Genomic DNA, 15,714 nt, shown 5'->3' with positions numbered 1-15,714 from the left:
TGTTCATCACGGTGATCAGGTGTTCGAACTGGTCCGTGGTGGCGAAGATTTCCAGGTGCTGCAGGCCGTGCCGGGGTTTGCGGAGGAAGGCGCCCTGGAGCTGGCGGAGCAGTTCCTCGGAGGGCTCGGCGCCGTCCTGGTCCAGCGCCCCGGCCCAGCTGCGGGCGATCCGGGCCAGGAAGTCGGCGTCGTTCTCGGCCGCGGTGCGGGTCAGTGCATGTTCCATGGTGGCGGCGGCCTCCGGGAGGCAGCTGTGCCGGACCCGGTCCAGGGCGAGCGTGACGAGGGTCGCGGCGCGGGAGGCGACCTCGCCGGCCGCGACGGCGGCTCCGAGCTCCGGGTGCAGGGGCGGGATGGGCCGGCCGGCGAGTCCCTGCCGGGGCAGCAGTTCGGCGGCCAGCGCCAGCCGGCGCCTGGCCTCCGCGGCGCTGATCCGCAGCCGTGCCCGCAGGAACTCCACCGTGTTCCGGTACCCGTCATCCAGCACCGATTCCGGCACCGCCGGCTCACCCTCCGGCACGTCCGTTCCGGCGGGCGCCGCCGCAACGGACGTGCCGGAGGGAGCCAAGGACAAGGACGTGCCGGCGGGCGCCGCCGCAACAGACCTGCCGGCGGGAGCCGAGGCCAAGGAGGCGCCGGCAGCTTCCGCGGTTCCGGGTGCGCCGGTCTGCCACCCGGCGCCGCTCTCACACCAGCCGGTGGTCCACCCGGTGACCGCCCCCGTTACAGCCCCCGTGGCCGCGGCTGCGGACTGCTTCCTGGTCCGGTCCACGGCGGCGGCCGCGACGAGCTGCAGATACTCCACCGCGCGGGAGACTTCCTCCACGCTGCCGGCGAAGTCCGACGCGGCCCTGAAGCCCCACGACCCCGCATCCTCCACCGCCGTCGAACCCACCGCCCGCAGCGCGGCCAGGGCGGCGTCCATACCGGATTGCCCAACCGGGGTTGCGCCCCGGTCCGTGCCCTGCGCCTCGTCCCCGCAGGCGGTGAAATCCCTGATGAAATCCCTGACGGCTTCCATGGCTCGAGTCTATTTGAGGGCTCCGACAATTTTAGGAGGGCACCGTGCGTGATCACTCTGAGACCGCGGCGCCACCTGCCCACGGATCGACGGGCGATCAGGCAGGTTTCATGTCGTGCTGTGCAGGACCCGTGGGCGGCCAAACTGCGTGTGAACTCCGGGCGAGAAAAGTACGGATTCGGGTGGCCCGGCCACTTCGATTCCCGCGGCGCGCACGAGTTGGTCCTCAAGGCCGAACAGCTGCGCGCGGTACAGCGGCCATGCACTGTGCGTGTTGGGCACATAGATGGTCCTGCCCCTGAACTGTGAATGCAGACCGAACCGCGCCGTGAGGTGGATCGACAGCGCGTCGGTGGCTGCGACGTCGGGCTCAGGGACGACCGAGAAATCGCTCCGGGTGCCGCCTCGAAAGCGTCGCACGGAATACCCAGCCGACGCCGATCCGGTAAATCCATCGGCACCCACGTAGCTCGCCCGCGACCACACATAAGGTATCCCGGCCGCCCGCGCGGCCAGCACCACCGCCAAGCGTGAAGCATCCAGGCTCCGGAAGACGACACCACGGGTGCCGTCCGGCTCGCGGGAGTAGAGGCGCACGTTGATCTCGTTGAAGCTTCCGAAATAGGGGATGCCGGGACCTCGACCAACTCCGGCACCCTGCATACGAAAGCCGATTAGCCCCACCCAGGCGGATCCGTCGAACACATCCGGCGCGACGCCTGGTGGCATGAACCGCGCCGCCACTGCCTCAGGAATGCGCCAGTGCAGGAAGACGGCATCCAACCACCGCTGGTCCATGATGATTGGCGCCGGAAGCTCGGGTGCAGCCGGCCACGGATCAACGCCCAATCTGATCAGCTCCCTTCGTCGGCAGGGTCTTCGGTCAGCAGTGTACGAGCCGGTCGGCACAATGAGAATTGGACGGCAGCCGGGGTCACTTGGCATCGGCCAGGGTCCGCGGAAGCAGGGTCAGTTCAATGCCCGGGTGCCTTCCGGAAGGGCTCCGCCGGCCAATACTGCCGCCGTCGCATCGGCCAACGCTGTCAGCGCCACGCGCTGGGTCCACGGGCCGTAGGAAATGCGCGCCACGCCAAGTTCCTGCAATTTGGCCGGTGCCAGGGATCCGGGCACATTGATGACCGAGACCTTGTTCCACCCAATGCCTTCCACCAACGCGGTGACAGTCGGCTCGTCCAGCAGGCCCGGCACGAACACCGCGGTCGCACCGACGTCGAGGAAGGCCCGGCCGCGCTCAATGGCGTCCGCAAGCACCGCAGAAGGGTCCCGGTCCTTGCCCTTCAAGAAGGCGTCCGTGCGGGCGTTGAGGACGAAGTCGATGCCCTCGGCCTCGGCGGCGCGGATTACAGCGCTCATCTGTTCAACGGCGTCGGCGAGCGGGCGCATCTGGTCCTCGATGTTGGCTCCGACAGCGCCGACGCCAATCGCCTTGCGAACAGTTTCGCCGGGATTGCCGTAGCCCGCTTCGAGATCAGCACTGACGGGCAGCGACGTGGCGGCGGCAATCACCCCGACGGCGGCGATCATTTCGTCCACCGGAATGTTCTCGCCGTCTTCGTACCCGAGCGACGCAGCGATGGAGTGGCTGGCCGTGGCCAATGCCTTGGTCCCCGGAACGCCGGCAACCACCTTCGCGGTGATCGCGTCCCAGACGTTGACGAGTTGGAGAATTTCCGGTGCGTGGTGGAGACGGAGCAGCTCGGTGGCTTTGGAGGCACGGGAACGCGCGTGGTCTGTCATGCCGCGAGCCTAGCGGGGCACCGTGCCATCCGGAAGGGTTTCAGCCTGCCGCGGAAGAGTCAGGTGATCCCTCGCGCTGAGTCTGCCAGGGCCAGCGTCCGGTGATTTCCAGCTCGAGCGAGAAGCTCAGGAAGGTCCGGATGAGCACAATTATGGCCAGCACGCCGACGCCCTCGAAGGTCGGCGCGACGGCGACCGAACGGATGATGTCGGCCGCGACGAGCAGCTCGAGGCCGAGGAGGATGGAGCGGCCCAGCAGTTGCCGGTAGGAGCGGTACACGGAGAGCGGTGCAGAGCCCGCCGGCTGGCGTTCCGGCTGGAATCCGCGCAGCGCCAAGGGGATAGAGACGAGGGCGCCGACCACCATGACGGCCACACCGGCGAAGTCCATGAAGCCCCCGACCGACTCGATAATGTGCTGAAAATCCATGGTTCCCCTCAGAGAAGTGGGCTGTGAGATTCAAACTTTAGGGGTGCCGGACGCCGATACCGGCGAGAACGGCTCGGTAGCCTTGCCGGAAACTGGGGTATTGAAACTCGAAACCGGTGCTGCGGAGCAGCCCGTTGCTGGCCCGCTTATTTCCGCCCCGGGAGGGTTCGCCGCCCGCCGCTTTGCCGCCCGACGCCGAAGCGTCGGTGGTGCCGCCCGCCGCCGCACCCGCGGTACCAGTGGACTCTGCCGCCGGCGCAGGGAGTCCCAGTTCCGCGGCCAGGAATTCCAGCACGTCGCCGAGTTCGGCCGGTTGATTATCCACGCCCAGATAGACCGCCGCCGGAACCGTGCCCATGGTGCACAGATGGACGATCGCGGCGGCGGCGTCGTCGCGGTGGATCCGGTTGGTGAAACGCGACGCGGCAGGAATGACCGCGGTTCCGCCGCGCACCTGGTCGATCAATCGCGTCCGGCCGGGGCCGTAGATTCCGCCGAGCCGCAGCACTACGGGGGTGATGCCGGTGCCGCGCAGGCGGCTGTGGAGGAGTTCCTCCGCTTCGCGGATGATGCGGCCCGAGAACCCGCCGGGTTCCGGCGTCGTGCCTTCATCAATCCAGCCGCCGCCGGCATCTCCGTAGACGGCGGTCGAGGACACAAACAGGACCCTGCGGACGTTTGCCCCGGAGGCGAGGACCGCGTCCAGGACGTTCGACAGCCCGTCCACGTAGGCGGCACGGTACGCCTCCTCAGTCGGGGAATCCGCGGCAATCGCGACGACGACGGCGGTGGTGTCCGCCGGGATGGGCGGCAGCTCAGCGGAGCCCAGGTCGGCGGCGACTCCCTCGATGGCGGCCGGGAGTTTCTCCGGCGAGCGACGCCACCCCACCACGCGGTGGCCAGCCGCCGCGAAACGCAGCCCGGCCTCGGTGCCAAGATCGCCGCAACCGGCCAGCAGAACAGTCATGAAGCCAGTCTGCCAGCCTTCGGGAAGCGCCGCGGACAGGCTTGAGGAAAACTTGAACTGATCTTGTCGCCCGCTGAAGCCTTGCCTTGAGCTGGGCCGGGCATTGTTGTAAAGGTCAGCCAGGGGGCTGGCGGATGCTACATACGTCGCCCGGCCCGCCACGGCCGGCTCCACGAAACGGAATCTCCAATGGGTCTCAACCTCAACTCCACGTCCAGCAAGGTCCTGGCTTCCGCCGCCCTCCTCGCCGCAGCTGCCGGCGTGGCCGGGATGGGCACCTACGGTGGCTTCACGACCAGCACCTCGGCCTCCGCCGCTGTCAGTTCAGGCACGGTAAAGTTTGAGGTCGGAACCGCCGGCGCAGCCAACAACCGACTCACCATTCCGGCCTCAGGTGCGATTCCGGGTGACACCATCCAGCGTGCAGTGACATTGACCAACAGCGGTGACCAGGACCTGGCCGCAATTACTCTCACCACCACCGCCACACCGTCCTCTAAGCTGGACTCCGACACCACCAACGGCTTGCAGATCAAGGTTGATGCCTGCAAAGTGCCGTGGGCTGAAACCGGCACTTCGCCCTCGTTCACCTACACTTGCGCCCCCGCCAACACCACGGTTGTCATGTCGTCCCGGGCCGTGGTCGGGGCGAATATGCCGATGCTTGGCCTCGCCTCCCTGACTGCCAAGCAGGCCGACAACCTCCGCGTCACGCTCTCCGTTCCCAATGGTGCTGATAACACGTTCCAGGGACTGACCAGCACCATCAACTTCGTCTTCGACGCCGCACAGCGCGCCGGCGGCGCCAGCAAGTAGCGATTCTCGGGTGCTCAGTCCGGCCAGGTCTCGGCCCGACTGAGCACCCGGCTTTGCCCGCACTATCCACACCGGCAGGAGGAAAGGTCCCGTGAGTACAGCAATCACCGCAAATTCCAGGGATTCCGTCGACCACCTGGTGGCGGACGGCACCGTTCCGGATGCTGCCGTCCAAGACCCTGCGCCTCAGAGCCGCGGACGACGCCGGGCCGAACCGGCCCCCGCCCGCACCCGACGGCCGGCGTCCAAGGCTGGTGCCGTGGCCGGACGAGCTTTCTTTACGATCCTCCTCGTCGTCGCCGCATTGGTTTTCCTCTTTCTCGCCGTCGGGCCGCGCTTCCTGAGCTACCAGACGTCCACCATGCTGACCGGGAGCATGTCGCCGGGGATCAACCCGGGGGACGTCGTTGTCAGCGTGAAGACGCCGGTCTCCGAGTTAAAGGTTGGCGACGTCATCACCTACAGCATCCCCATTGACGATCACCGGATTGAGACCCACCGGGTGGCCAGCATCAAACGCGACGCCGGCGCGACGTCCGTGACCACCAAGGGAGACGCGAACTCCGGAGCCGACCCGTGGGTTGCCGTGCTGTCCGAGGACTACGTCTACACGGAGGCGGGCGTCGTGCCCTACCTTGGTGACGTCATCAGGGCCTTGCGTCAGCCCCTAGTCCAGTCCGTGCTCCTCTACGGCGCGTCTGCCCTGCTCGTTGTCGTCGTGCTGACGGCGATCTGGAAGAAGCCCGCTGCGGTGGCCACCGAAACAGTGGCCACCGAAACACTGGCCGCCGATGCCCAAGCCACAGATGATGCCACCGCCGCCGGTACTGAAGAGAGCAGGGGATGACCGGCTCCGGCGTCATCCTTGATACCCGGCGGATCGACAGGCTGGCTCTTGAACTGAATTCACGTTCCACCGCGGTCGGCTTCGTCGGCCGCTTCGTCCAACGCCTGCCAGACAGCCTGGCATGCATCCACCGCAGCCTTCTCGAGGGCAAGAGCGAGGGTGCCTTAGCGGCGGTCCTTAGTGTGGCGACGTCGGCGGCGATGGCCGGGGCGGTTCAGCTTGAAGGACACAGCAGGACTGTGGAACAGAGCATCCGGGCCGGCGACTTGGGCGCGGCCCGGGCCGCCGCCGGGGTCCTCGACGCCAACGCAGCGGACTTCGCGCAGCATGCCAGCAAACTCCTGAGTTGTTGAAGGCCCAGTTGCGGGAGGACTCGATGCCCCTCACCCGGCATTGTGACCAGACGGAGCGACCCACCCCGTCACCCGGCAGGGTCCTCCGGGGCTGAAGCTCGGAGCAGGACGGACACCGTGGTTCCGCCGTCGGGACCTGAACTGATGGTCAGCCGTCCGCCATGGGCCTTCGCGATCCGGGCGCAGGTTGCCAGCCCCAATCCGGAACCGGGCGGGTCGTCGTCGCGGTGCAAACGGGCCAGTGGCTCTGTCACATGACCCCGCTTTTCCGGGGGAATGCCCTTGCCGTTGTCTGTCACCCGCACGGCTACACCGTCGGCAACAGCCTTGGCGCTGACCAGGATTCTCGGCGGGATGCCCGGGCGGCGGTAGGCCACGGAGTTGTGTATCAGGTTTTGCAGCAGAGCTCGCAACTGCCCGGCGTCGGCTTCCAGGACCGCGTCCGAAACCTCGACGTCCGCCCCGGCTTCCGACAGGTCGGCCGCAAGGTCTTCTTCGACGTCGTGGACTACAGCCAAGAGGGACACCGGGCGCCGTTGGAGCGCTCCACCGAGTCTGGAGAAGGACAGCAGATCGTCCACCATGGCCAGCATCCGGCGTGAGGTCCTGCCGATAATGCGGAACTCGTCTGCGTCTTCAGGCCTCTGCAGTTCGCCAAGTTCCGTGAAGCCGATGACGCTGGTCAGCGGGTTGCGCAGGTCGTGGCTGATGCGGGCAGCAAATGATTCGAGCAGCTCGTTGCTCTTGCGGGCGTCCTCCAGGCTCCGGGCGAGCATCCGCGCATGGTGGTGCAGTTCGAGTACTTCCACCACTTGCGAGGCGATGATTTCCAGCGCCGTCTGCTGACCGGGAGTAAGCTCCGCGGGAGACGGCGAAAAGAGGCACAACGACCCCAGCACGACCCCCCCTGCCGTGACGAGAGGGACTGAAGCATAAAACCGGACTGCGGCTGCCTGGCCCGTGACAAAGGGGTGGTGTTGGAAGCGAGGGTCCCGCGAAGCGTCGGGCACCACGGTGGTCCGGCCGCTGAGGAAGACCCGGCTGCACATCGAATCGTCGCGGGAACACACGCCTGGGTCAATCCCCACCGCGGCGATGTGGTGCTGCTGATCTGCAGTGATGATGTTGACCGCGCCGAACGGTATACCGGTAATTGTGGTCGCCAGGACCAACAGTTTCTGGAGTTGACCCTGCGTATCCGGAGTGCGGGTGCCCGTTGTGGCAGGGAGCGGCTCGAGGCGGGGCAGGCCATACTCCGCGAGTACCGATTGCCGGGCCATCCCGGACTCTGCGGCGATACGGGCTGACGGTGACGGGACCAGTTACGCCACCCCTTCTGCGGGCGCCATCCGGTAGCCCACGCCGCGTACCGTGCGGATGAACCGCGGGTCGCGGCCCTTGTCGCCGAGCTTCTTGCGCAGGTTGCCGATATGCACTTCCACGAGGTGCTCGTCCATGGGCCATTCGGTTCCCCACACTTTGGTCAGGAGGGCCTTCCTGGTCCAGACTCGCCGCGGCGCCCCCGCCAGGGCTTCCAGCAGGTCAAATTCCGTGCGCGTCAATTCCAGTTCGACGCCGTCAACGGAGGCCGCCCGGCTTTCGGCCTCCACAACCAGCGGGCCGTGCCGGACGACGCCGTCGTCGTAACGACGGTCTTGTCCTGCTGCCACGGCTGGATAGTCGAAAGGGCTGCCGGGCGCTGCGTCGCCTGCCCGGCGGCGCGGTGGGGTGTGCGGGGCGGACACGGCATCGGTGACAGGCGCAACGTCGCTCGCCCGGCGGCGGGGTCCGTCGTGGGTCCCGGCCGTCGATGCGTCGGTTGCGCGAGGCATGAAGTCTGTAGCCCGACGCTGCGGGGTGGGGCGTTGCGGGGTTGGCCGGTGCCGGCGCAATACCGCTGTCACCCGGGCCTGGACGGTGCGGGGGCTGAAGGGCTTGCTGATAAAGTCGTCGGCGCCGGTTTCCAGGCCCATCAATTCGTCTATCTCGTCCGCCCGGGCCGTGATCATGACGACGTAGGCCTCGGAGAATTTGCGCATCCGGCGGCAAACTTCGACGCCGTCGAGATCGGGAAGATTGAGGTCAAGAGTCACCAGGTCCGGGCCGTTTTCCTGGATGCTCACCAGCGCGTCGGACCCGCAGGCGGCCTCAAAAACGGCAAACCCCTGCATCTCGAGCGTTCGGCGCAGCAGCAGTCGAACGTCGGCGTCGTCATCAACAACCACAACTCGTAGTTGAGTCACGGAACCACCCAAACCCCAGTTTCTAGGACAATGAGACCTCTGTGCGGCACTGACCTCATGCGTCACAGTGTGTGACACCAACCCCAAGGGTCACAGTGGATTCAGGCTAACAGGTTTTCTTGAGCAAACGTTGAAGTTTTTCGTGGCGTTGGGTTGAAGCTGCACTGCCAGAGTAGGAGCTATTGGATCGCCAGCTCTAAAAGGAAGCGCAACTGTGAACGCCCCTCAGTCCGCACCGGAAGCCTCCCGGGTCAAGGCCGCCTGGCTGGTGCGTCTGCGCAGACTGCTGGCCGTCCCGGTAGCCGCGGCTCTGGTGCTGGGCGCTCCCGGGCTGGCATACGCGACCTTCACGGCCCGAGCCACCGCAGCCTTGAACGTGGGGACCTACAAGATCCCGGCCCCGGCATCCGTCAACGGCACACTGCAGTGTACGAAGGCTGGAAAGGGCGCGACCATCACTTTCACGGGATTTGGTCTGGTGGACCGCGCCACGGGCTACGTGGCAACACTAACGCTGCCCCGCGAAACGCAGACTTTGACGCAGGTTACCGCCGGTCGCGAAGAGTCCCTGACCAACTGGGGCGGCAAAGGGAACTACACCTTTACTCTGTCCGCGCAGGTTGGCTCATGGACCGGAGCACCGCTGGAACGAACCATCACCTGCTGACCAGTGTGCTGCTACCTCGCCGGGATCGGGAAGAACGCCCGCGGATCCTGCATCAGGGCAGGGTAATCGAAGGCGGAGCGGTCCACGATCTCGTCGACCTGGAAGTTGCGTGCGAATTGGCCATCAACCGTGATCGGGCGGCCCAGGACCTTGCCGACGGCGAAGGCGGCGCCGTCGTTGACCGGGATGGCAACCACGGAGTTGCCGGGCAGGGTGGTGAACGCCTCCTCCTGCTGCTGGCGCTTGCGGGTGGGCTTCTTGACGAGCTGCTTCGGGGGCAGCTTGCGCACCTTGCTGGGACGGCGCGAGCCTGAGTCGGCGTAAACGAACTGGTAGTCGTCGTCCGCGGGGACCTTGCTGCGGCCAACAGGCGGCAGGCTGACAGTCTTCAGCTGTGCGGGCTCGGTATCGCCGAGGGGCAGGCGCAGGACCCACATGCGGTCCCCGGCTGGATCCTCGGGCACCAGCTCGTGCTTCGGTTCGGGCCAGATGTACTCCAGGTCCGGGTCCGTGCCGGGGAATACCTCTGTGTAGAACCGCGGATCCTTGGCGATCAACCTGGACCGGTGGCTGAGGTGGAAATCCGCATTGCCAAGCCATGGCGGCATCGGGATCTTGGCGGCGTAGTCGGGGTGGGCCGCCTGCGGGGCGAACTCCATGATTTTCTCGCGCATGGTGTCCTCGCCGCCGCGCGCCGTCCATTCATCCACCATGGCCAGGCCGTACATGGTCAGCGCAGGAACGTACCCCATCCACATCCTGATCGCCGGGTGCGACTGCCAGCCGTACTCCGGGATCACCAGCGCACGCAGGATCTGCAGCGCTTCGACGCGCTGCTTGCCGAGCCGCACACGGTCCAAAACCGCGGCGCTCTGCTGGAAATCAGGGAAGGGGAGGAAAGTCTGCATCTCTCCAGTTTGAGGCCACGGACCAAATGCGCCAATTGCTGGCGCGCGGCGGTGAGGGTGCTCACATGACGGAACAGGGCAGACAGGCGTGCTGGGGAGCCGCTAAAATAACATGAACCACTCCCGCCGCCACGGAAGACACGCCCATGCCTTATTCAGCAGAGCCTTATTCAGCAGAACCATCTCTAGCAGAGCCTAAGTCAGCGGAGCCCATTACTGCGCTGCCCTTTACAGCAGAGCCACCAACAGTAAGTGTGGCACCGGCGCCGTTCGTGCCCAGGTACGGACAAATGCTCAGCCCCGACGCCCACGGGATAGTGGTGCTGGAGGAATTCACGCTGGATCCGGTTGCCGCCCGCGACGAGCAGCGCGGATTCCGCGCGGCTATGGCTGGCGTGGCCCTCACCATGCGGCGCCTGGTGGCCCTCCGCCTCTTCATCGCCGCGGTGGCGATCGCCAACCTGCCCCTGTTCCTGCTCTCGAGCGGCTGGGAGATCTACGTCATCTCACTGACCCTGGTGGTAGCCGTCCACGCCGCGGTGTCCTGGCTGAACCGCCACGAGCCCAGGATCAAGCAGCGCCGGATGCTGGAATTGCACCTTCACCGGGAGCGGAGCGCCAACTACCGCAAAGTCCGCGACGCTGTGAAGTACGTTATTGACGCCCCGGCCCGGATGAACGAAAGCCTTTACCTTGAGCTCCTCGCCGCGAAACGGGTAGCGCTGCATCTGGCCATGGGCACGGTGGCCCTGCTGGACACGAGCGACGACGCCGCCTGGAAAGTGCGGATTATCCGCGAAATCCCACAGGCCGCCTGAGCCCGCACGGCTGAGCCAGCACGGCTCACTGAAGCACCACGACGCCGGAGCGTCCCCTTTGCGGGATCGCTCCGGCGTCGTGCTGTGTGTCGTGCTGTACGCCAAGTGCTGTAACCGCCCTATGCGGGCAGCTGCAGCACTTGGCCCGGGAACACCAGATGGGGGTTGCTGATGGTCGCCGTGTTGGCGTCGGCCAGCGCGTGCCAGCCTCCGGCGATGTTGAGCTTCCCGGCGATCGTGCTCAGGGTTTCGCCGCTCCGGATGGTGTAGGTCTGGCCGCTTACGGCTACCGGTGCAACGTGGCGGGGTGCCGGCACGGCTGTCTTAGGGGCGTATCTGGCGGGGGCCTTGGCTGCGACGGGAATCGCGGCGGGCCGCTGTGATGTGGCTGCACTCTGCGGAGCTGCGGCGCCGCCGCGCAGTCCCAGCTTGGCGGCGCAGGCTGGCCACGCGCCCCAGCCTTGGCTGGCCTGCACTTTCTCGGCGACGGCGATCTGTTGCGCACGGCTGGCATTGGCCGGAGATCCCGTGCCGCCATGGGCCGCCCACGTGCTGGCGCTGAATTGCAGCCCGCCCGCGTATCCGTTTCCTGTGTTGGTGGCCCAGTTCCCGCCACTTTCGCATTGGGCCAGCGAGTCCCACGTGGAGGCAGGGGCTGTGGCCGGTACGGCCGCGTTCGCGGCCGAGGCGGACAGGGCCACGCCTGCAATTGAGACGGCCGCAAAAGTGACGCCGCGGCGCGCGGCAGTGCCATAGGTTGATTTCTTCATGGTTTAGATGCTCCTGAGGCCCACCAGCGCTCGGTCCGTCCCCGGACGTTTTTACGCCACTGCCCGCCCCTGACAATAGAGGTCATAGCGGTGTCTACCGGTCGGGCAGTATCTGGTGGTGGTAGCACCGGGCATGCAATACCCGGTTGCCGGGCATGGACACTAGGCTAAGTCAGCCCCGCGCCGTTATCAAGACGTTACTTTCCCTGCTTCTGCCGTTATCATCCGGCCCGCAGTGGCGCCGACGTCCGTGACCCGCTGCCCGCATTGACTCCGCCGCCCGCGCCCCGCCGGCCGCGTTGACGCCGCCCCCGCGTCCCCAGGGCCCGCTGGCCGCATCGACGCCAACGCCCGCGCCCCGCGTGGATCAGCTTCCGAGCATTGCGGCCAGGTACGGAGCCGTCCGGCTCTCCGTGGAGCCCGCGACGGCGGCCGGGGTCCCGATCGCCACGATCTCGCCGCCCGCGTCGCCACCGGCCGGGCCGAGGTCGATCACCCAGTCCGCTGCGGCCACCACATCCATGTCGTGTTCCACCACGATGACGGTGTTGCCGGCGTCCACGAGCCGGTGCAGTTGGGCCATGAGGAGCTGGACATCGGCCGGGTGCAGGCCGGTGGTGGGCTCGTCCAGCAGGTAGAGGGAGTGGCCGCGCTGGGCACGCTGCAGTTCGGTGGCGAGTTTGATGCGCTGGGCCTCGCCGCCGGAGAGCTCGGTTGCCGGCTGGCCGAGGCGGAGATAGCCCAGGCCCACCTCGCGCAGTGTTTGCAGGCTGCGCGCCGCTGCCGGTACCCCTTCGAGGAACTCTGCGGCGGCATTGACCGTCAGGCCCAGCACCTCCGCCACGTTTTTGCCCTTATACGTCACTTCAAGGGTTTCCGGGTTATAGCGCGAGCCATGGCACTCGGGGCAGGGGCCGTAGCTGCCGGGCAGGAACAGCAGTTCGACGGCGACGAAGCCCTCGCCCTGGCAGGTCTCGCAGCGGCCGCCGGCAACGTTGAAGGAGAAGCGGCCGGCACCAAAGCCCCGCGCCCTGGCCTCGTCCGTGGCCGCGAACTCCTTGCGGACCGCATCGAAGAGGCCGGTGTAAGTGGCGAGGTTGGAGCGCGGAGTGCGGCCGATCGGTTTCTGGTCCACCTTGACGAGCCGGTCCAGCTGGTCCAGGCCTGAGACCGGTCCGACACTGAGCGGCCCGGTGGACTCACCGGCGTCGGCCTCCAGGTCCTCGGGGGCCTTGGCAGCGTCTGGCTCCGGGTGCAGCCTGGCGCCGACCACCTCGGCCAGGACCTGGCTGACCAGCGTGGATTTGCCGGAGCCGGAGACGCCCGTGACCGCGGTCAGCACGCCGAGCGGGAAGTCGGCGTCGAGTTTGCGCAGGTTGTGGCGGCTGATGTCGCGCAGTTCCAGCCAGCCGGCCGCTTCCCGCCGGGTACCGCTGGCGGCGGAACGGCCGCCGTCGTCCGAACCCGCCGAACCGTCCGGGAACAGGAACGGCCGGGTCACGGACGCGTCCACCTCGGCGAGGCCGGCCACGGGGCCGCTGTAGAGCACCTCACCGCCGCCTTCACCGGCGCGGGGACCGACATCCACCAGCCAGTCGGCGCGGCGGACGATGTCCATGTTGTGCTCCACCACGAACACCGAGTTGCCGGAGGACTTGAGCTGGTCCAGGACTGCGAGGAGGGGCTCGGCGTCGGCGGGGTGCAGTCCGGCGGAGGGCTCGTCCAGCACGTAGATCACGCCGAACAGCCCCGAGCGGAGCTGGGTGGCGATCCGGAGCCGTTGCATTTCCCCGGGGGAGAGCGTGGGCGTGGACCGGCCCAGCGCCAGGTAGCCCAGGCCGAGGTCCAGCAGCACGGTGACGCGCTGCAGGAGGTCGCGGGTGATGGCGACGGCCACCTCGTTGCCCTCGCCGGATGACTGCTTCCGGGAGGCGGTGCCGGCCTCAGTGAGTTCGGTGGTGGGGCGGATGATGTCCGCCAGTTCGGTCATGGGGACGGCGTTGAGCTCGGCGATGGTGTGCCCGGCGAAGGTGACGGCGAGCGCGGCCGGGGTCAGGCCGCTGCCGCTGCAGACCGGGCACGGGCCGGTTTCCATGAAGCGCAGCACCTTCTCGCGCATTGTGGTGCTCTTGGAATCGGCGAGCGTATGCAGCACATAGCTCCTGGCGCTCCAGAACCGGCCCTTGTACGGCTTGGCCACGCGGTCGCGCTGGGGCGTCACCTCCACCACGGGTTGTTCCTCGGTGAACAGGATCCAGTCGCGGTCCTTTTTGGGCAGCTTCCGCCAGGGGGTGTCGACGTCGTGGCCCAGGTGGGTGAGGATGTCGCGCAGGTTCTTGCCCTGCCAGGCCCTGGGCCAGGCGGCGATGGCGCCGTCGCGGATGCTCAGCGAAGTGTCCGGGACCAGGGAGGACTCGGTGACGGTGTGCGCGATCCCCAGGCCGTGGCACTCCGGGCACGCGCCGGCGGCCGTGTTCGGGGAAAAAGCGTCCGAGTCCAGCGGGGCGGCGCCGTCGGGGTAGCTGCCGGCGCGGGAGAAGAGCATGCGCAAAGAGTTGGACAGCGTGGTGAGGGTGCCCACCGTGGAGCGCGAACTCGGCGTCCCGCGGCGCTGCTGGAGCGCGACGGCGGGCGGCAGCCCGGTGATCATTTCCACCTTGGGGTTGTGGCCCTGCTGGATGAGCCGGCGGGCGTAGGGGGCCACGGATTCGAAGTAGCGGCGCTGCGCCTCGGCATAGATGGTGCCGAACGCGAGGGAGGACTTGCCCGAGCCGGAGACGCCGGTGAAGGCGACAATTGCGTCGCGGGGCACGTCCACGTCCACGTTGCGCAGGTTGTTCTCACGGGCGCCGCGCACCCGGACAAAACCGTCCGTCGGATTGCCTGGAGCGAGATCAGGAATGAGGTCCCGGCCGGCCGGGCGCGGCAAATGGGAAGCATGCTGTTTACTTTGCATTGGTTCGACTCTATCCGCTCCGGGGAGCGCCGGGCATATCCTTACCGGATGGAAACACACGACGGCGATGCCCAGTTGACAGCGGAACAGCCGGAAGAACCGGAAGAGCCGGAGGCGGGCGAACCGCTCCCGCTCCCGGTCGCCGAGCTGCACCTGCATATCGAGGGAACGCTGGAACCGGAGCTGATCTTCGCGCTGGCGGAACGCAACGGGATCGCACTGCCCTATGCGGACCTGGACGAGTTGCGTTCGCGCTACGAATTCACTGACCTGCAGTCCTTTTTGGACCTGTACTACGCCAACATGGCCGTGCTGCAGACGGAGCAGGACTTCGCCGACATGACCCGCGCCTACCTGGCCCGGGCGGCGCTCGCCGGGGTCCGGCACGCCGAGATCATGCTGGACCCGCAGGCCCACCTGTCCCGCGGGATACCGCTGGCGACGTGCGTCAACGGCGTGGCCTCGGTGCTGGCCGGATCCCGCGAAGAGTTCGGCATCTCCACCCTCCTGATCGCGGCCTTCCTGCGCGACCTCACCGAGGACTCCGCCCTCGAGGTGCTGGAGCAGCTGCTCGCCATGGGCGCCCCGATCGCCGGCATCGGGCTCGATTCCGCCGAGGTGGGCAACCCGCCGGCCAAATTCGAGCGGCTCTTCGCCCGGGCCAAGGACGCCGGGCTGCACCGGATCGCGCACGCCGGCGAGGAGGGCCCGCCGTCGTACATCATCGACGCGCTGGACCTCCTCGACGTGGAGCGGATCGATCACGGCATCCGCTGCATGGAGGACCCGGAGCTCGTGGAACGGCTGGTGGACGAGCTCATGCCGCTGACCGTGTGCCCGCTGTCCAACGTCAGGCTCCGCGCGGTGGACACCCTGACCGGGCACCCGCTGCCGGCGATGCTCGCGGCGGGGCTGAACGTCTGCGTGAACTCGGACGACCCGGCGTATTTCGGCGGGTACGTGGATGACAACTTCGCGCAGCTGAAATCGGTGATCGGCCTGTCCGAGTTCGACTGCGTCCGGATGGCCGCGAATTCGATCCGGTCCTCCTTCGCGAGCGAGGAGCGCAAGGCCGAGCTGCTGGCCGAGCTCGCCGCGTCCGGACACTAACCACAAAAGCAACGCGGGGTCACTACGCGCCCATCCGGAGGCCCCGGACG

16 protein-coding genes are annotated in these 15,714 nt (G+C 67.3%); 6 read left to right on the top strand and 10 right to left on the bottom strand.

The features are described from left to right. From AC1DDH_RS16710 to AC1DDH_RS16690, 5 genes are all read right to left on the bottom strand, one after another. A partial coding sequence (locus tag AC1DDH_RS16710) for a DUF222 domain-containing protein (RefSeq protein WP_476955884.1) occupies nucleotides 1-1,021 on the bottom strand: 1,021 nt, incomplete at its 3' end. A gap of 108 nt (nucleotides 1,022-1,129) precedes the next feature. After that, nucleotides 1,130-1,819 carry a YqjF family protein gene (locus tag AC1DDH_RS16705; RefSeq protein WP_476948269.1) on the bottom strand — a complete coding sequence of 230 codons (690 nt, stop codon included), beginning with the start codon at nucleotides 1,817-1,819 and terminating at the stop codon, nucleotides 1,130-1,132. A gap of 171 nt (nucleotides 1,820-1,990) precedes the next feature. Then, nucleotides 1,991-2,779 (bottom strand): isocitrate lyase/PEP mutase family protein, encoded by a 789-nt coding sequence (locus AC1DDH_RS16700; RefSeq protein WP_476955883.1) that lies wholly within the window; start codon nucleotides 2,777-2,779, stop codon nucleotides 1,991-1,993. A gap of 40 nt (nucleotides 2,780-2,819) precedes the next feature. Beyond that, the gene (locus tag AC1DDH_RS16695; RefSeq protein ID WP_476851652.1) at nucleotides 2,820-3,209 is read right to left on the bottom strand and encodes a DUF1622 domain-containing protein; all 390 of its coding nucleotides are present in this window, start codon (nucleotides 3,207-3,209) and stop codon (nucleotides 2,820-2,822) included. Between the two features lie 37 nt (nucleotides 3,210-3,246). Continuing rightward, nucleotides 3,247-4,176, bottom strand: a complete 930-nt coding sequence (locus AC1DDH_RS16690) for an SDR family oxidoreductase (protein ID WP_476955882.1) — start codon at nucleotides 4,174-4,176, stop codon at nucleotides 3,247-3,249. A 189-nt stretch (nucleotides 4,177-4,365) separates the two neighbouring features. Here AC1DDH_RS16690 and AC1DDH_RS16685 point away from each other — a divergent pair, with 189 nt between their 5' ends. The 3 genes from AC1DDH_RS16685 to AC1DDH_RS16675 all read left to right on the top strand — a co-directional run bounded on the left by AC1DDH_RS16685 (nucleotide 4,366) and on the right by AC1DDH_RS16675 (nucleotide 6,192). Continuing rightward, complete coding sequence (locus AC1DDH_RS16685; RefSeq protein ID WP_476859725.1) at nucleotides 4,366-4,992, top strand: TasA family protein; 627 nt, start codon at nucleotides 4,366-4,368, stop codon at nucleotides 4,990-4,992. A 91-nt stretch (nucleotides 4,993-5,083) separates the two neighbouring features. Further along, entirely contained in the window at nucleotides 5,084-5,839 is a 756-nt protein-coding gene (locus tag AC1DDH_RS16680) for a signal peptidase I (RefSeq protein ID WP_476871866.1), read from the top strand. Further along, nucleotides 5,836-6,192, top strand: coding sequence for a hypothetical protein (locus AC1DDH_RS16675; RefSeq protein ID WP_476871867.1), 357 nt, complete (start codon nucleotides 5,836-5,838; stop codon nucleotides 6,190-6,192). Before AC1DDH_RS16680 ends, AC1DDH_RS16675 begins: the two co-directional genes overlap by 4 nt. A gap of 68 nt (nucleotides 6,193-6,260) precedes the next feature. On the opposite strand, the gene AC1DDH_RS16670 is transcribed toward AC1DDH_RS16675, so the two are convergent. Both AC1DDH_RS16670 and AC1DDH_RS16665 read right to left on the bottom strand, forming a co-directional pair. Beyond that, the gene (locus tag AC1DDH_RS16670; RefSeq protein ID WP_476871868.1) at nucleotides 6,261-7,472 is read right to left on the bottom strand and encodes a sensor histidine kinase; all 1,212 of its coding nucleotides are present in this window, start codon (nucleotides 7,470-7,472) and stop codon (nucleotides 6,261-6,263) included. Between the two features lie 42 nt (nucleotides 7,473-7,514). Then, nucleotides 7,515-8,435 carry a response regulator transcription factor gene (locus tag AC1DDH_RS16665; protein ID WP_476871869.1) on the bottom strand — a complete coding sequence of 307 codons (921 nt, stop codon included), beginning with the start codon at nucleotides 8,433-8,435 and terminating at the stop codon, nucleotides 7,515-7,517. A 214-nt stretch (nucleotides 8,436-8,649) separates the two neighbouring features. Between AC1DDH_RS16665 and AC1DDH_RS16660 the strand changes: the two genes are divergently transcribed. After that, complete coding sequence (locus AC1DDH_RS16660) at nucleotides 8,650-9,102, top strand: hypothetical protein (RefSeq protein ID WP_476955881.1); 453 nt, start codon at nucleotides 8,650-8,652, stop codon at nucleotides 9,100-9,102. Nucleotides 9,103-9,113: 11 nt separating this feature from the next. On the opposite strand, the gene AC1DDH_RS16655 is transcribed toward AC1DDH_RS16660, so the two are convergent. Continuing rightward, on the bottom strand, nucleotides 9,114-10,010 hold the full coding sequence (locus tag AC1DDH_RS16655) for an MSMEG_6728 family protein (RefSeq protein WP_476857480.1): 897 nt from the start codon (nucleotides 10,008-10,010) through the stop codon (nucleotides 9,114-9,116). A gap of 290 nt (nucleotides 10,011-10,300) precedes the next feature. Between AC1DDH_RS16655 and AC1DDH_RS16650 the strand changes: the two genes are divergently transcribed. Further along, a complete protein-coding gene (locus tag AC1DDH_RS16650) occupies nucleotides 10,301-10,828 on the top strand; it encodes a hypothetical protein (RefSeq protein ID WP_084476203.1) in 528 nt (175 codons plus the stop codon). A 119-nt stretch (nucleotides 10,829-10,947) separates the two neighbouring features. Here AC1DDH_RS16650 and AC1DDH_RS16645 read toward each other — a convergent pair whose 3' ends face one another. Together AC1DDH_RS16645 and uvrA are read right to left on the bottom strand one after the other, a co-directional pair. After that, on the bottom strand, nucleotides 10,948-11,598 hold the full coding sequence (locus AC1DDH_RS16645; protein ID WP_476948192.1) for a transglycosylase family protein: 651 nt from the start codon (nucleotides 11,596-11,598) through the stop codon (nucleotides 10,948-10,950). A 367-nt stretch (nucleotides 11,599-11,965) separates the two neighbouring features. Then, entirely contained in the window at nucleotides 11,966-14,554 is a 2,589-nt protein-coding gene (gene uvrA, locus AC1DDH_RS16640; RefSeq protein WP_476955880.1) for an excinuclease ABC subunit UvrA, read from the bottom strand. 48 nt (nucleotides 14,555-14,602) lie between these two features. Between uvrA and AC1DDH_RS16635 the strand changes: the two genes are divergently transcribed. Then, nucleotides 14,603-15,664 (top strand): adenosine deaminase, encoded by a 1,062-nt coding sequence (locus tag AC1DDH_RS16635; RefSeq protein WP_476955879.1) that lies wholly within the window; start codon nucleotides 14,603-14,605, stop codon nucleotides 15,662-15,664. Nucleotides 15,665-15,714: the final 50 nt, after the last annotated feature.

It is taken from the genome of Arthrobacter sp. 10T425, assembly GCF_056393985.1.
Note: the sequence above shows the minus strand (reverse complement) of the source record. Positions and strands in the feature narration are given on the sequence as shown.

Bases quoted from the DNA above. Each gene is read 5' to 3' on its own strand.
- AC1DDH_RS16705 (WP_476948269.1), bottom strand. From the start codon at position 1,819: ATGGACCAGCGGTGGTTGGATGCCGTCTTCCTGCACTGGCGCATTCCT.
- AC1DDH_RS16700 (WP_476955883.1), bottom strand. From the start codon at position 2,779: ATGACAGACCACGCGCGTTCCCGTGCCTCCAAAGCCACCGAGCTGCTC.
- AC1DDH_RS16695 (WP_476851652.1), bottom strand. From the start codon at position 3,209: ATGGATTTTCAGCACATTATCGAGTCGGTCGGGGGCTTCATGGACTTC.
- AC1DDH_RS16690 (WP_476955882.1), bottom strand. From the start codon at position 4,176: ATGACTGTTCTGCTGGCCGGTTGCGGCGATCTTGGCACCGAGGCCGGG.
- AC1DDH_RS16685 (WP_476859725.1), top strand. From the start codon at position 4,366: ATGGGTCTCAACCTCAACTCCACGTCCAGCAAGGTCCTGGCTTCCGCC.
- AC1DDH_RS16675 (WP_476871867.1), top strand. From the start codon at position 5,836: ATGACCGGCTCCGGCGTCATCCTTGATACCCGGCGGATCGACAGGCTG.
- AC1DDH_RS16670 (WP_476871868.1), bottom strand. From the start codon at position 7,472: ATGGCCCGGCAATCGGTACTCGCGGAGTATGGCCTGCCCCGCCTCGAG.
- AC1DDH_RS16655 (WP_476857480.1), bottom strand. From the start codon at position 10,010: ATGCAGACTTTCCTCCCCTTCCCTGATTTCCAGCAGAGCGCCGCGGTT.
- AC1DDH_RS16650 (WP_084476203.1), top strand. From the start codon at position 10,301: ATGCTCAGCCCCGACGCCCACGGGATAGTGGTGCTGGAGGAATTCACG.
- AC1DDH_RS16645 (WP_476948192.1), bottom strand. From the start codon at position 11,598: ATGAAGAAATCAACCTATGGCACTGCCGCGCGCCGCGGCGTCACTTTT.
- uvrA (WP_476955880.1), bottom strand. From the start codon at position 14,554: ATGCAAAGTAAACAGCATGCTTCCCATTTGCCGCGCCCGGCCGGCCGG.
- AC1DDH_RS16635 (WP_476955879.1), top strand. From the start codon at position 14,603: ATGGAAACACACGACGGCGATGCCCAGTTGACAGCGGAACAGCCGGAA.